The following is a 14,299-nucleotide window of genomic DNA, read 5'->3' on the forward strand; positions in this document are numbered from 1 at the left end:
GGCAAGCATGGATTCGCGTTCGTTCGTACCTGTCTTTATGCAGGTGAAATCGTTGCTGCCAAGCCTCTGCCCCGAAATGGGCGCGTCGGCAGCCGCGGCGTTCAACGTAAGCAGCATCATGTCGTTGGCGGTGGACTGGTTATTCTTCATGCCACCCGATGATGAGAAGAACCCACTCGTGAATACGCCGCCGCCCGGGCCGAACAAGCCCGACGGCGACACGAACGAGGTATTACTCATGCCGATTTCCGTCGCGCGCTCATCCATGGCGCGCAGCGCGTTCGTCATGTCGCCCCAAGCGGTACCCGAAGCACCATACCGCGCGCGAGCGACATAGCGCGCCAGCGCATGGGCGTATGGATTCGACGACGTGCGCATGCATTGGGCCTCGATCTTGGCTGCGCTTGCCGTATGCCACGGCTGGTTTTCGGGCGTATCGAACGGCGCGGCGATCTGCGTGTCATACGAGGAGAGGCTCACCTGGCTATCGTCGTCCAGGTATTCGCTGGCCAGCCAGCACGTGAGCAGCTTGGTAGTGGAGGCAATCTCGCAACGCGTATACGGGTTCTTCTGCGCAACCACCGTGCCATCAGCCGTGGCCACGAGCACGCCGTAGGCGCTCAGCGAAACGGGCAGGTCTACGGCGGAATCGTAGTTGAGCGAAACCAGGTTTCCCCAAGGCACTTCAGGCTCGGCCACGCTCCAGGCAATCTGCAGCGGAGAGGAAGAGCCGTCTTCCCATACATGATTGGCATCGGGCGTAACCACGGCAACGTACTCCCCCGGCTCGACAGCGCTGCCGTCTTCCACGGTGTAGCCATCGCCCTCGGGGACGCCCACTTGGCTGGTCTTGCCATCTGCCACCAGACCCGATACGGGCTCAGGTGCGGCGATGGGAGCGGGCGCGATCTTCGCCTGGCACACGACGGTGGCGTCCTTGTAGTTGCCGCCGCCATCGACCGTCATCGTTACTTCGTAGCTACCGGCATTGGTAGCCGTAGGGCGTTCGGATTCCACGCCATTCACGCCATAGGACACGGAAACGCCTTCGGGTACTTCTTGCGTAGAAACGAGCGACTGCTCTTCGCCTGTGAACGTGGAATCGACCGTGCAGGCCGAGACATCGAGCGTTGCCTTATCGATTTCCCAGGTCACGCACTTGGGTTCGGTGCTACCGTCGGGCCAATGACGGCCCTCGCGCAGCGTGGCGGTAACCGTATACTCACCGGCGTTCGTGGCATCCACCTGACCCGACAGCGTATAGCCCTCGGCCTCCGAAACGCCTTCCTGCGCCGAGCCGTTATAGGTAAGGCCGCTTGCGATAACGGGCATGGGAACTTCGGCCAGCGCATACGCCGCAAAAAACAGGCCAGCGCACAACGCCAGGGCGCCGACTGCCACCGCCCATTGAAACGCATTCTTTCGCACGAAGCCACTCACGAAACACCCTACTGCACGTAATCCCAGAGCCAATTGACGATGGCAGTGGTCTCCTTCACGTCGGTACCGCCCTGGCTGGAAGTGTGGTCGGCAGCCATGAGGGCGATGTAGTACGTCTTGCCCTTTATTCGTATCATCGAAAGCATGGATTCGCGCTCATTCGTTCCCGTTTTGATATTCGTGAACTTATGCGGGCTGCCAAACGTGTTGCCCACGATATGCGTTCCCGCCGGCACGGCATTCAGGGTAAGCAGCATCATGTCGTTTCCCGTGGATCGATTATTCGTCATGCCCTTGGAATTGCTGCTGAAATCCTGCGTGAAGTTGCCGTTCTTCGGGCCAAACAAGCCCGAAGGCGAAACGAACGTGGTGTTCGTCATGCCAATTTCCACGGCGCGCTCCTGCATGGCGCGCACGCCATTGCGCATGTCGCCCCAGTCGGTGCCCGTTGCCCCGTACTTTTCCCGCGCCACGTAGCGAGCGAGCGTGTGCGCATAGGGGTTCGACGACACGTACATGCACTGTTTGGCCACGACTGATGCCGAATTGGTTTTCCACGGCTGATCGCGATCGTAGGCAAACGGCTGGGCGATCTGAATGTCGTAATCGGAAAGCGTGACCTGGGCATCCCCCAGGCTCTCCTGGGCGAGCCAGCACGTCATGAGCTTCGCCGTGGAACCCGTCTCGCACTTCTTATTCGGCGATTTGCTGGCGACGACCACGCCGTCTTCGCGCGCCACCACCACGCTGTATGCGGAAACGGAAACGGGCAGGTTCACCGCCTGAGAGTAATCGAGCGACGTGACGTAATCGTTTTCGGGGGCTTCGAAGCCATACCAGCCAATGCCCTCTGCGTTCCAGCCCTTCGTAACGAGCAGGTCGTTTTCCTGCGCGCTGAGCGTGTAGTTGTGAGAACCCGCAACGGCATTGGGGTTGTACTGGCGATACAGCGCCTTGCCCTGCGATGAGCTAGCCGACTTCCAGCCCACGCCCTCGTAATTCCAACCAAGGGAAACCAGATGTTCCTTCTCTTCGGCGCTCATCGTGTAATGGTGGTCTCCCGCATTGGGGTTGTACAGGCGATATACCGACGCACCGGAAGCGGGCGCAACCCAGCCGACGCCCTCGTAATCCCAGCCGAGCCGATGGAGATTGCTCATCTCCATCACGTTCGCCGTATAGAAATGCTCTCCGGAATTGGGGTTGTACAGGCGATACATCTTCTGGTCGTCGGCGCCGTACGCCAAGCCCGGAGCAAAAAGCGCAAGAAAAAATGCCGCGGCGGCAAGGGCGCCCAGCAGCATGAGTTTCTGATTCGAAGTGCGCGCAGCGGGGTTCATTCCGCATCCCCCTTCGCGTATCCTAGATACGCTGTCCCAGTTCCCATTAGCGGTACTATACGACAGTATTCTGAAGGAATAAGGGAGGAAATGGCATGCCCACACATGCATTTGCGATATGCGCCTACGGACAATCCCCCTACCTGGAAGAATGCATCGCCTCGATCGAAACGCAGAACACTCCCGCCGACGAGGTCTTCATCGCGACGTCTACCCCCAGCGCATGGCTCGAAGACGTGGCGCGCAGGCATGGCCTGCCCCTTCACGTAAACCCGCAGCGCCTGGGCATTGGCGCTGACTGGAATTACGCCTACGCGCAATCTAGCGCCAAGTACATCACCATCGCGCATCAGGACGACGTCTACCTGCCCGACTACGGAGCACAAGCGCGTGCCCTACTTGGCTCCACGCCCGATGCGCTCATCTTCTTTTCCGATTACGCGGAAATACGCAACGGGAAAACGGTATACGACGGCGTGCTCCCCCGCGTGAAGCGACGCCTGCTCGCACCGCTCGCGAACGGGCGCAATGCCCACAGCATCCGCGCTCGACGACACGCTCTGGCCTGGGGAAATGCCATTTGCTGCCCCTCGGTGACGTTCGTGCGCGACGCATGCCCCAACCCGCCATTCCACGAAGGCATGAAAAGCAACGTCGACTGGGATACGTGGGAGCGCATCTCGCGCTTGGACGGGGCGTTCCTCTACGCGAATGAGCCGCTCATGCTGCATCGCGTCCACGAGGGGTCCACCACGTCGGCCCTCATCGAGGAGAACACGCGCGGTGCAGAAGACCTGGCCATGCTGAAGCGCTTCTGGCCCGCCCCCATCGCGCACGCCATCGCGCGCGTATACGCGCGCGGCGAAAGCGCAAACGAGCTCTAGGGCTATTTCCGCAAGCGCAAGGCCACGTCGAAAAGGCGCGGATGGCGCACGAAGAGCCATGTGGCAATGCGCGCCGAGCGACTATCGCCCCGCGGCCTGCCCATGCGAGCATACGCATCCCCCCGCCACGACGGCACGTGAATATCGAGCCACGAGCGAAGCAGCTTCGCCCGCTCGGCTGCCAACGCGGCGCCGTCGCCCCCGCGCGTAAGGAAGAGCGAGAACACGCCCAAGCGCACCATCATATGCACGAACAGGGCATCTTCGCTATGCGGATGCCCCACACGCGTTACGAGGGAGCTCATGGCGCGGTCGAACTCGAGCCCATCCGACGTACGCTGACTCGTATTCGAGACGCTTTCCGGGTTCATGAACCAGTTGTAGCCGCAATACGGCACGACCCGCGTGCGGCGTGCGGCATAGATCGCGGGCACCGAGAAATGCAGGTCCTCGTACACGTTTGCCGAAAGGAACTGCAGGTCGTTTGCGAGAATAAACTCCCTGCGGTAGAGCTTCGCCCACGCCGCCAGAACCGCGAAGGGCGCCCACTCCTCGCCAGGCTGGGGCACGACGCGGCCGCTGATGGAGCCATCGAGACACGGACGCTGATATCCGCTGAATACGATGTCGGTCCCATCCTGCGCATGCGGCACGAGTCGCTCCAGAAAATCGGGGGCGAGCCAATCGTCGTTATCCAGAAAGGCGACGTAGCTTCCGCGCGCCACCTCGATAGCGCGGTTGCGCGCGGCCGCCGCTCCCGCATTCGTGCGATGTTCCACGCGCATGACCTGGGGATGCTTTTCGGTATACTCGTCGAGAATGCGTACTGAGGCGTCGGTGGAGCCATCGTCTATCGCAACGATTTCGAAGGAGCGATACGTTTGCGCGAGCACGCTATCAAGGCATCGCGCCAAGTAGCGTTCCGCGTTGTACACGGGAATGAGAACCGATATGAGCACGCTGCCGGTCATGCGCCTACCCACGGCCATAGAGGTCGCGCGTATACACCTTGTCACGCACGTCGCCCAGTTCATCGGTCATGCGGTTCGCAGCGATGACATCGCTTTCGCGCTTGAACTTCTCCAGGTCGTTCACCACATCGCTGCCGTAGAACGTATCGGCGTCGAGCGTAGGCTCGTACACGATCACGCGCGCGCCCTTTGCCTTCACGCGCTTCATAACGCCCTGGATGGATGATGCGCGGAAGTTATCGGAGCCCGTCTTCATCGTAAGGCGGTAGATTCCCACGGTAACCTGCGACGCCGTTTCGCTCGACCAGCCAGCTTCCTGCAGCACGCGATCGGCGATGAAATCCTTGCGCGTGCGATTCGCCTGAACGATGGCCGCGATGATGTCCTGCGGTACATCGGCGTAGTTGGCCAGAAGCTGCTTCGAGTCCTTGGGCAGGCAATAGCCGCCGTAGCCGAACGACGGATTGTTGTAGTGCGTGCCAATGCGCGGATCGAGCCCCACGGCATCGATGATCTGCTTGCTGTCGAGGCCACGCGTTTCCGCGTACGTATCGAGCTCGTTGAAATACGCCACGCGCAGGGCCAGGTACGTATTGGCAAAGAGCTTCACGGCCTCGGCCTCGGTGGCGCTCATGATGCGCGTGGGAGTATCCGCATCGAGGCTACCTTCCTGCAAAAGCGACGCGAACGTCTGCGCGTGCGCGCGAAGCGCCTCTTCATGCGCACGGGCGGGGACGCCCACGATGATGCGGCTGGGATGCAGATTGTCGTAGAGCGCGTGGCCCTCGCGCAGGAATTCAGGCGAGAAGAGGATATTCGCACCGGGATGCGCCTCGATGAGCGACTGGGTGTACCCCACGGGAATCGTCGACTTGATAACGATGGGCACCTGGGGATTCACGGAAAGGACGAGGTCGATGACCTCTTCCACGTGACTCGTGTCGAACGTATTCGCCTGCGAATCGTAATCGGTGGGAGCCGCGACAAGCACCAAGTCGGCACTGCGATACGCCGAAGCCCCATCGAGCGTGGGGTTCAAATCGAGCTCGGCCGTGGCCAGATAGCGCTCGATCTCATCGTCGCGAATGGGCGAAACGCCCTGACTGAGCAGTTCAATTTTCCGAGGCACGACATCCACTGCGTCGACATGATTACGCTGCGACAGCAGCACGGCCAGCGAAAGGCCCACGTATCCCGTTCCCGCGACCGCAATTCTCACGGCAAATCCTCCCTATTCCGCAACATACGAGCGATCGACCTCGTAAAGTCGCATATCGCCTTCGCTCAGCACGACGTTGAAGCCTGGCGTATCATCGGTGATTCCCTCGATGCCAACCCAGTCTTCGGCCTCGTAGCGCTTTTCCACCATAGTACGATTATCGGCCCCCGCATAGTCGAGCAAGAGCACGTAGCGCACGTTCAAATCGGAAACGGCCTGCTGGACCTCTTCCGACGTCGCAAGCTCCGAAAGATGCAAGCGCAGAAGCTTATCCTGGTCGGACGTGCCAACGCCGTTCTTCACGCAGCGGCGCCAGTACGTATCGAGCCCCTCGACGCCATAGCTCCAGCAGCTGCCATCGTTGGGGAGGTTCACCACGAGCGCCCCCTCGGGAACAATTTCGGCGGCCTTCTTCACGAAGGCGTCTTCCTCGGACGTGAATCCAATCGACCAGGAATAATTGGTCGTCAGCTGGTGGCGCACCGTCATGAGGCCCATGCGAATGTCGCGCTTCTCGCTGAAATACACGTGAAGCGGGGCGAACTGGCAAATGAGCATGGCGACTACGACCACGGCCACAACGGCACGCGAGACGGCCTTGCCGGCCCCCTCCTTGCCACGCACGCGCCCCACCAGGGCGATGAGCGCCTCGACGAGCCACAGCAACCCCATTCCAGCAAGCGGGATGGCGAAAAGCGCGGCCATGGCGCCCGTGCGACGATAATCGGAATACCAGAAGCCCGCAAGCAGATGCTTGATAGGCCAGTCGGTTCCCACATCCACGAAGTAAATGAGCATCGCGCAGGCGAACGCGGCAGTAAGCCACAGATAGCAACGGTTTCCCTTGCGGCACGTGCGGATGATGCCCAAGAGCACGATTACGCTCAGGAAGGGCTGAATGCCGCCGTGCGTGCTGAACATGAACGTCAGGCCGGAAGCGACGCCCTCGGCCAGCGATAGCGTGGCAGGCGTATCGTAGCCAACCACCGCCTGCAGGGGCGGGGCGAAGTAAAACGCAACCCACACCAGGCATGCAGCCACGAGCAGCGCGGCAACGCCCAAAACGCGCCTCTTCGAGAACTGCGCCCGCCTGGCGCCCAGGGGAAAGAATATGCGCCACGACGCATACGCGACGGCTAGGATGCCGAACGTGAACACGCCATTGGGCTGGGACGCCGCAATGGTGGGCAGGGCGATGACGAGGCATGCAATCCATCGCGCGCGACTCGCCGCTCCCCCGGCATCAATCGCCCGCGCGAGGAACACCAGCGCGAGCATGACGAAGATCCACGAGAGCAAATTCCCAAACAGCTGACCAAACACCAGGAAGCCCCACGGGAACCCGCAGAACGCCGGGGTCACAAGCGCGCCCGCATAGGCCACGCGCGCCTTGCCTGGAAAAATCTGACGGAAGAAAAGAAGCATGACCAGCGGAAACACGAATGCCATCACCGCAACGATGGTGGCATTGTTCGCAAGGGAAACGTTATCGCCAAAGAACGACGCGACGAGGGCGGAAACCACATGCCAAGCCGCGGGATAATAACCGCCCGACACGCCATGATCGAGGAAGGACGAGCAGTTCAAGATGGAATACGACCCCGAGTCGAGGAAGCCGCGAATGACGGCGATATGGTACGCAGTGTCGTCGCTGCGGGAAAACGAATCGGGACCGTCGATCGCCGTGAGGAACACGACAACCGTAACTGCAAGCGCCACGCCCACGTAGAGCAGAGCCTGACGCGCGATGTCATTCGCGTCATGCGACCCAGCATTTACCTGCGACGATGCATGGACACCATGAACCCGCACAGGGCGTACGGCCACGCGCGAAACGCCCAGACAAACAAGGCATGCAAGCAGAACGGCCACCGGGAGCGCATACGCGGGAACGCGCAAGCCCGCCATGTGAGCCACGATGCCCACGGCCACCAAACCCGCCACCGAAAACAAGGGCGCCGAGGCAATCGCGTCGAAGCGCTCGAAACGCAACGCGCGCGCGAAAAGAAAGCCCGGCACGTACAGCATGCACAGGCACAGCAACGTAGCCAATAGAAGCTCAAGCCACATACAGATCCGTTCCCATATCCCCTAAACAGGCGCGCGAGCGCCCTACACTCTGAAGTTCTATCTTAAAACACCGCAGCGGCCGCGCAGGCGCCATTCCCGCAAGCTACGCCTCGGAAACGGCCGACGCCAGCAAGACCGCGTAGAATCGCAGATACATATTACGCGAATGGGCTAGCGTCGCCATAGCAACACCCGTCGCGCAAGGGCGTAGGTGCTTGTCGAGAAAACCCACGTATAGCTTTCGCCACTCGAGCGCGCTCAGCGAATCTTCCCCTTCCCAGGCATCGGCTTCCGCATGCAAGACATAACCCGCATAGTCGAGCTCGCTCGCCAGCACATCCACCGAGGCATTCACGCCGTCCTTGTTACGCAATCCCAGCTCGCGGTACAGTTCGCGCACAGCCACAACCTCGCCTCGCCTATCGGCCTTCGACCAATGACGCCCTTCCAAGCGCACAAGACGCGGATAGCTCCAGAAGAGGCGCGTGCATTCCGCGCGTAACGCTCGACCAGGAGAAAGAGGCGATTCCTCATATCCATCGGGCACGCAGTGGGAATCAAGCCACTCGGAAGGGAACCCCTCCGCGGCAAGCAGCGTCTCGAAATCCATATGCGCATCGTCCGCCAAGGAGCGGCACAGATCAACGGCATCAAACGAAGCAAGCTCCTCAGATGCCTCCGCGGAAGGATATCCAAACACCTCGGAAAGGACGCCGCAGAGCGCGGCACGCGTGCGAACCCGCAGGGCAAAGGGATGAACCCTCTCGCCCGCCTGCGAAACAAATGAATCCATGCAAACCTACTCGAAAAGATACAGCATATATCCGGCGAGATTCCGAAAGGCGTCGAGCGCCTCGGGGTCGCGTCGAGAGCAATCATCCGAAAACTCGGAGGAAAAGGCGGCCACGATGCCTTGCAGGCGCTGAATGCCGCGCGCGGAAATCTCATAGCCGCCCTCGTAGCGTACCAGACCCTTGCGAACCAATTCCTTGAGCTGGAATTCCACGACGAAATCGAACAGCGTCACGCGTGCTGAAAAGTACGAGACATCCTGCGGGATATCGCGCGAGACCATGATGCAGAGCAGCGCCACCTGGAGGGGCAGCATGCCGGAAACCGAACATGACCGAGCGAACAGTTGCCGGTAGCGGAACAAGGCCACGAGAATACGCGAGGGAAACATCGTCATGGGACGCCGAGAAGAATCGAGCCTTGCTATCGCCTGAAATTGGTCGATGAGCACGCCGAAGTCGTCTTCCCCCACATCGGGATTCGCCCCAATGAGGGAAACGGCTATTGCTTCATCAGCCAGGCTGATGCGCGTCTCGCCCTTCGTGGTCGTCTCGCACGCAAACGCGCGCTTGTCAGAGCGGCTGCGCCTCCTGCGTACCAACTCCCGCTCCTCGAGCAGCGACACAAGGAACTGAGGGTTCTTAACGAACCTGAATTCACGCTCCAAGTCGTGAAGAAGAACCCCCTGCTCGGATTCGGAAATGCAAAGCAACATGGCATACTCGCCAAGGGACAGGTCGGCCACCTCATGACACGCGAGGTCTACCGTCGCACCCATGCGCTGGACCACGTACATGAATCTATCGTCGAGCAGAATATCGCCATTCGGCATGCCGCATCATCCCCTCCCGCATTGCCGCATGCGCAATTGTCTCACGACACGGAAGCTACAAGCCAAGTCTCTTCTTGCAAAGGCGGCAAACAGGTTCGCCGCGCGACGAAAAGTTCGGAAGCCCACATCGTGGGCAGGATTCGGCCTCGCATTCGAAGCACTCCACCTCCTCGAATGGCGCAGCATTTGCCGCACGGTTTCGGCTGATAGCGGCAGCGGGGCACGACATGAGGCACAGTCCGCACTCCACGCACTTGCCAGGCGTGAACGAGTAGCGGAATCGACCGTCGCCAAAACCATGCACAATAGTGCCCGAAGGGCAGAGCTGCATGCAGATGCCGCACGCCCTGCATGCATCTCTGTTCACAATATGAACTGGCCAGGAGAACGCGGCATCTTCCCCCTCGTGGTCCATCGCATTCCACACTTCCGCCAGGCGCATTCGCCATTCGGGAACGTGCTTTCGCAGAGCGCGCAACTCAAGGGGCTTGCGCTTTTCGGGCGGATTGTCGCGCATGGATACTAAAATCGAATGGAAGATGGCGCGCACATTCGGCGTAGGCACGTTCTCACGCCGAACTTCAGACTCGCTATCGGGAGAAATCGGAGCCTCGGGAAGGAACAGCGGGCGCGATTCCCAAAGATGCTCCTCCCTGCCGCAATCGCGCAGAAGAGCATGGGCATCCTCGAAATTGCGACGCATGCCAGTTCCCACCTTCGGGAACAACACGCATTGCTCGCACTGATCGGTCACAAGCTCGCATGAGCGGGTTGTCGCGATTTCGTACAACGCCCCAGGACTTAGGGCCGCGAGGCAGGTGCAGACGTGATATGAGTTTCGATCATGGCCTAGCGACATGAGCTCGCCATACGGAAGAAAGCACCGAAGGCGAACGTACCCGGCTTTGCCAATGCGGCTCAGCAATCGACGCTCCGAGAATTCCGGCGAAGAGAACGCGTCATGAGGGCACGCCGACATGCAACGACCACACCCCACGCAACGCTGGGCGTCCACCTTGGGCGCCGTATCGCCCTCGGAAAGGGAAATCGCCTCTCCGGGGCAAGAATTAACGCAACGGGCGCAAATGGCCCACACGCTATGCGCGTGAACGCAATGCCCCTCATCGACATGGACCGTTATACGAGCAGATCGATCGCCGCGTACCATGCGGTTTTAACCCTGGAGCTCTTCCACGAAACGCGCCATAAAGGCGGGAAGCGCCTGGTAGTATGCCGTACGCGCATTACCTCGAACGTCGACGCAGAATCCGGGAACCCACTTGGCCATATGCTCGTCGACGAACTCTTGCAGCAAAGCCAGGGGGTCACGACCCAGCTCCAACAGGTATTCGGGCTGGTCGGCAAGGAAGGAACAGAAATCGCATTCCTCTTCGATGTAGTCGATGCAATCATTGAACTTTTTCTTGCGCCTTACACCGCATTCACGCATGAAATCGGCCACTTCAACCGAATACGAATTGATCATGCGCGCGACGCCCGCGCGCCCTTCCGCTTTCTTGCGCCATACGCCCTCGCTATTCGCCACAAGCGGGGGATTTCCCAGATAGAGATGCGACCAATCCTGACGAACCTCATGGAGCACCTCGTTAGCATCGCGTCCTTCGTACTGCGCGACAACCTCGCAAAACGCGCTCGCGGCATCTTCGGGCAGCTCCAATAGCACCCATGTATCGCGCATATCGCGAACAAGCTCCCCCGATGCGAGCACGCTGGCAAGTTCCGCACTCGGCGGCTGAAATGCCACGGAAAATAGCTTGAACATGTTTCCCAGAGAAGTGGCCATGTTCTTCCTTTCGACACAAAAGGGCGTGCGCCTGGCTGCAGCACGCCCTATCCAAACACGAACCCGACAGATGGAGGGATTCCGTCGGGTTCAAGAACAAAGCGATTCCGTCTACGACAGATAATACACGTTAGGTCCAGTACCCGCCTCTTCCAGGAGCACTGCCCCACCACGTTCCGCGATGAGCTTCGAGATCTCGGAATTCGGGTCATCGACGTCGCCGAAGATGCGCGCACGTGCAGGACAGCCCTCGACGCATGCGGGGATGCCGCCCTTGCTTACGCGGTGGTAGCACATCCAGCACTTCTCGACCGTGGTCTTCTTGTGCTCGGGAGCCTCCACGCTGCCAACGGGCCAATCCAGGGCAGGAACGGGATCTTGCTCGACGAAGGTGCGCACGCCGTTATACGGGCAGGCGGCGATACAGCTCTGGCAGCCGATGCACTTCTCGGTATCGATGGTCACGATGCCGGTCTTCGTGTCCTTGGCCGTGGCGCCCGTGGGACATGCACCCATGCAAGCGGGTTTCGTGCAATGCATGCAGTGGTACGGGGTGTACGTGAGCGTGCAGTCGCCATACGTGCCGACGGGAGTGTTCATCGCCCCACCGCCATCGGTGATGATGTTGTTCCACCACACCTGATCGGGCAGATTGTTTTCCAGCTTGCAGGCGACGCTGCAACTCCAGCAGCCAATACAGCGCTTCTTATCTACAGCAATAGCATATTGCGTCATATCTGTTCCCTCCCTTAGTTAACCCACGGCTCGATCTTGATGCGGTTATCGAAAAACGAGCAGTTCACGGCGTAGGCGTCGGCGTAGTCGGACGTGATGGCACCCTGGCTTCCGAACTTGCTTTCAGTTTCGGAATAGCCCTTGTAGTACACGGTGCTGCCGGGACGGATGCCGGGATGGAACGCGCACTGCATGACGCACTGGCCAACCGTCGAAGTAATCAGCAGATCCTGGCCCTCTTCAACACCATACTTCTCGGCATCAACGGGATTCACGAACAGCGTCGGGGTGGGCATGACGTCGCGCGCCCAGTCCTTCATAAAGTGCGTCATATGAACGCGGCTGGGATTACGCCAGCTCATGCACACGAGCGGGAACTCCTTGGCATATTCGCTGTTTTCGCCCGAAATCTTGTTCTCGAAATACGTTGGCATTTTCTCGCGCTCGGTGACGGCAGCCACATCGAAGTTCGACGGGGTTCGGGGCGTGGGAGCGTCGACGTAGAACATCAAACGACCCGTTTCGGTGATAAAATTGTTGTAACCGCGGTTGCCAATGTATGGTTCCTCGTCCACATAGCGCATGAGCTTGTTCTTGCGCAGCGTCTCGAGCGTGATGCCGTGCTCGACGGCCGCAGGAACATCGTCAAACGTGCCCTTCCACCAGTCCTCATCGGTGACATCGCATACCGCATCAGCCAGACCCATCGCTTCACCAAACAGGCGGGCAATTTCGCTATCGGTCTTCGCCTCGTACATGGGCTCGATGCACTTTTCGGTAATGCGCACGTTGCGCTCGTGGTTCAGAGGAATGACGTCCTCGAACTCGTACATATCGCACACCGGCAGCACGTAGTCGGCATAGCGTGCGGTGTCGGTAAGGAACGGATCCTGCACGACGATCATTTCCATCTTGTCGAGCATTTCGCGCTTATTGCGTTCGGAATTAACCGAACCGCCGATAAGACCACCATGGGAAACCCAGAGCGTCTTGACGGGATAATCCTCGCCCTGCAGCTTACCCGAGCTCACGATGTCGCACGCGGCGAGCCACGTGACGGGGTTGCACATCTTGCCATTGGACGGAGCCGTAAGGGCATGACCGAAGAAGTTGCCATACATGCAGTCGAAGCCGCCGACGGAACGGCCAGGCTCGCCAAAATTGCCCGTCATGGCAATCATCGCAGTCATGGCATACGCAGCCTGCAGGCCATTCTCATACGCGCCCGTGCCGAAATTGATGTAATGAGCCACCTTGTTCTCCGGCTGGAGCATGTTGTAGAGGTAGTCAAAGTCCTCTGCGGAAATGCCCGTTACATCCATCACCTTATCGAGCGTCCACTCCTGGACGTGCTCCTTGAACATATCCCAAGCGGTAACGTAGTTCTCGTCGGGGCAGCTCCACGCGGGGTTCTTGCACTCGTCAAAGCAGACCGGCTTGTTTTCCTTCTCATCCCACACCATAATCGGGTCGATTTCGGTGGGCAGGCCCGTAATCCACGATGCAGGGCCCTGATGCTTGGGCTCATTCTGGAACTCGCCGCCACGCAGGTACATACCGTCGGACTTTTTGATCAGGTACGGAGCGCAGGTGTGGTTAAGCACGAAATCGGCCTTGTAGGTACCCTCGTCCATGAACCTCTTGATAATGCCCAGGTAAAGCGCGGCATCGCAGCCGGGCTTCACGGGAATCCACTTGTCGGCCTTGGCAACCGTGGGGCTGAAATGGGGATCGACCACGACGATCTTCGCACCCGCTTCCTGAGCATCGAACAGGTGCTTGCTCATCTGAATCTGAGCGTTGATGGGATTACCGCCTAGGAACAGGATGTAGTCGGAATTGACGAAGTCCTTGGGCTCGTTCTGGTCGAACCACTGAATGCCGCCGCGGGTCAGGCCCGTGTTGGTGGCGTTGTCGAAGGAGTAGTCCCACTTGGTGCAGCCCGTGGCGTTGAACAGGCGCATAATCATGCCAGCGTTGCCGTTCAGCGAACCCTGGAAGCCACCGCCACCCTGGTAGTAGCTGTTCGCCGTAGGACCGAAATCCTTCGCCACCTGGTTCCACTTCGTGGAAATCTCCTCGACTGCCTGGTCCCAGCTGATGCGTTCCCACTCGCCGCTGCCACGCTCGCCCTTGCGCTTCATGGGATACAGCGGGCGGTTGTCCGCATAGGGAATCTTGGAGTTCATGATGCCCTTCGGGCAGATGCGAC

At 59.8% G+C, this 14,299-nt stretch carries 12 protein-coding genes and 1 pseudogene; 1 reads left to right on the top strand and 12 read right to left on the bottom strand.

Features of this window, described 5'->3' with window-relative positions:
• Together AC04P6_RS07545 and AC04P6_RS07550 are read right to left on the bottom strand one after the other, a co-directional pair.
• Window positions 1-1,440 (bottom strand): D-alanyl-D-alanine carboxypeptidase family protein (locus AC04P6_RS07545; RefSeq protein WP_475566014.1); only part of this gene is annotated, 1,440 nt, incomplete at its 3' end.
• 8 nt (window positions 1,441-1,448) lie between these two features.
• A complete protein-coding gene (locus AC04P6_RS07550; RefSeq protein WP_475566015.1) occupies window positions 1,449-2,780 on the bottom strand; it encodes a hypothetical protein in 1,332 nt (443 codons plus the stop codon).
• Between the two features lie 95 nt (window positions 2,781-2,875).
• Here AC04P6_RS07550 and AC04P6_RS07555 point away from each other — a divergent pair, with 95 nt between their 5' ends.
• Window positions 2,876-3,664: a glycosyltransferase family 2 protein gene (locus AC04P6_RS07555; protein WP_475566016.1), complete on the top strand. Its 789-nt coding sequence runs from the start codon at window positions 2,876-2,878 to the stop codon at window positions 3,662-3,664.
• A 2-nt stretch (window positions 3,665-3,666) separates the two neighbouring features.
• Here the strand turns inward: AC04P6_RS07555 and AC04P6_RS07560 are convergent, their stop codons facing one another.
• From AC04P6_RS07560 to AC04P6_RS07605, 10 genes and pseudogenes are all read right to left on the bottom strand, one after another.
• The gene (locus AC04P6_RS07560) at window positions 3,667-4,653 is read right to left on the bottom strand and encodes a glycosyltransferase family 2 protein (RefSeq protein ID WP_475566017.1); all 987 of its coding nucleotides are present in this window, start codon (window positions 4,651-4,653) and stop codon (window positions 3,667-3,669) included.
• The gene (locus tag AC04P6_RS07565) at window positions 4,640-5,854 is read right to left on the bottom strand and encodes a nucleotide sugar dehydrogenase (protein ID WP_475566018.1); all 1,215 of its coding nucleotides are present in this window, start codon (window positions 5,852-5,854) and stop codon (window positions 4,640-4,642) included. The genes AC04P6_RS07560 and AC04P6_RS07565 overlap by 14 nt, the downstream gene beginning before the upstream one ends.
• Window positions 5,855-5,866: 12 nt before the next feature.
• The gene (locus AC04P6_RS07570) at window positions 5,867-7,924 is read right to left on the bottom strand and encodes a DUF6541 family protein (RefSeq protein ID WP_475566019.1); all 2,058 of its coding nucleotides are present in this window, start codon (window positions 7,922-7,924) and stop codon (window positions 5,867-5,869) included.
• A gap of 103 nt (window positions 7,925-8,027) precedes the next feature.
• Window positions 8,028-8,717: a molecular chaperone TorD family protein gene (locus AC04P6_RS07575; RefSeq protein WP_475566020.1), complete on the bottom strand. Its 690-nt coding sequence runs from the start codon at window positions 8,715-8,717 to the stop codon at window positions 8,028-8,030.
• A gap of 6 nt (window positions 8,718-8,723) precedes the next feature.
• Complete coding sequence (locus AC04P6_RS07580) at window positions 8,724-9,548, bottom strand: hypothetical protein (RefSeq protein ID WP_475566021.1); 825 nt, start codon at window positions 9,546-9,548, stop codon at window positions 8,724-8,726.
• A 55-nt stretch (window positions 9,549-9,603) separates the two neighbouring features.
• Window positions 9,604-10,251: an NADH-quinone oxidoreductase subunit I gene (locus AC04P6_RS07585; RefSeq protein ID WP_475566025.1), complete on the bottom strand. Its 648-nt coding sequence runs from the start codon at window positions 10,249-10,251 to the stop codon at window positions 9,604-9,606.
• 255 nt (window positions 10,252-10,506) lie between these two features.
• A pseudogene (locus AC04P6_RS07590) lies at window positions 10,507-10,716 on the bottom strand (4Fe-4S dicluster domain-containing protein); the annotation flags it as partial.
• A 6-nt stretch (window positions 10,717-10,722) separates the two neighbouring features.
• Window positions 10,723-11,352, bottom strand: coding sequence for a TorD/DmsD family molecular chaperone (locus AC04P6_RS07595; protein ID WP_475566022.1), 630 nt, complete (start codon window positions 11,350-11,352; stop codon window positions 10,723-10,725).
• A 111-nt stretch (window positions 11,353-11,463) separates the two neighbouring features.
• Window positions 11,464-12,087, bottom strand: coding sequence for a 4Fe-4S dicluster domain-containing protein (locus AC04P6_RS07600; RefSeq protein ID WP_475566023.1), 624 nt, complete (start codon window positions 12,085-12,087; stop codon window positions 11,464-11,466).
• Between the two features lie 14 nt (window positions 12,088-12,101).
• Window positions 12,102-14,299, bottom strand: a 2,198-nt coding sequence (locus AC04P6_RS07605; protein WP_475566024.1) for a molybdopterin-containing oxidoreductase family protein, incomplete at its 5' end; no start/stop codon positions are given.

Source organism: Denitrobacterium sp., assembly GCF_056180635.1.

Excerpts from the sequence above, each read along its gene's own strand:
- AC04P6_RS07550 (WP_475566015.1), bottom strand. The coding sequence starts at position 2,780 with ATGAACCCCGCTGCGCGCACTTCGAATCAGAAACTCATGCTGCTGGGC.
- AC04P6_RS07555 (WP_475566016.1), top strand. The coding sequence starts at position 2,876 with ATGCCCACACATGCATTTGCGATATGCGCCTACGGACAATCCCCCTAC.
- AC04P6_RS07560 (WP_475566017.1), bottom strand. The coding sequence starts at position 4,653 with ATGGCCGTGGGTAGGCGCATGACCGGCAGCGTGCTCATATCGGTTCTC.
- AC04P6_RS07570 (WP_475566019.1), bottom strand. The coding sequence starts at position 7,924 with ATGTGGCTTGAGCTTCTATTGGCTACGTTGCTGTGCCTGTGCATGCTG.
- AC04P6_RS07575 (WP_475566020.1), bottom strand. The coding sequence starts at position 8,717 with ATGGATTCATTTGTTTCGCAGGCGGGCGAGAGGGTTCATCCCTTTGCC.
- AC04P6_RS07580 (WP_475566021.1), bottom strand. The coding sequence starts at position 9,548 with ATGCCGAATGGCGATATTCTGCTCGACGATAGATTCATGTACGTGGTC.
- AC04P6_RS07585 (WP_475566025.1), bottom strand. The coding sequence starts at position 10,251 with ATGCGTCGCAATTTCGAGGATGCCCATGCTCTTCTGCGCGATTGCGGC.
- AC04P6_RS07595 (WP_475566022.1), bottom strand. The coding sequence starts at position 11,352 with ATGGCCACTTCTCTGGGAAACATGTTCAAGCTATTTTCCGTGGCATTT.
- AC04P6_RS07600 (WP_475566023.1), bottom strand. The coding sequence starts at position 12,087 with ATGACGCAATATGCTATTGCTGTAGATAAGAAGCGCTGTATTGGCTGC.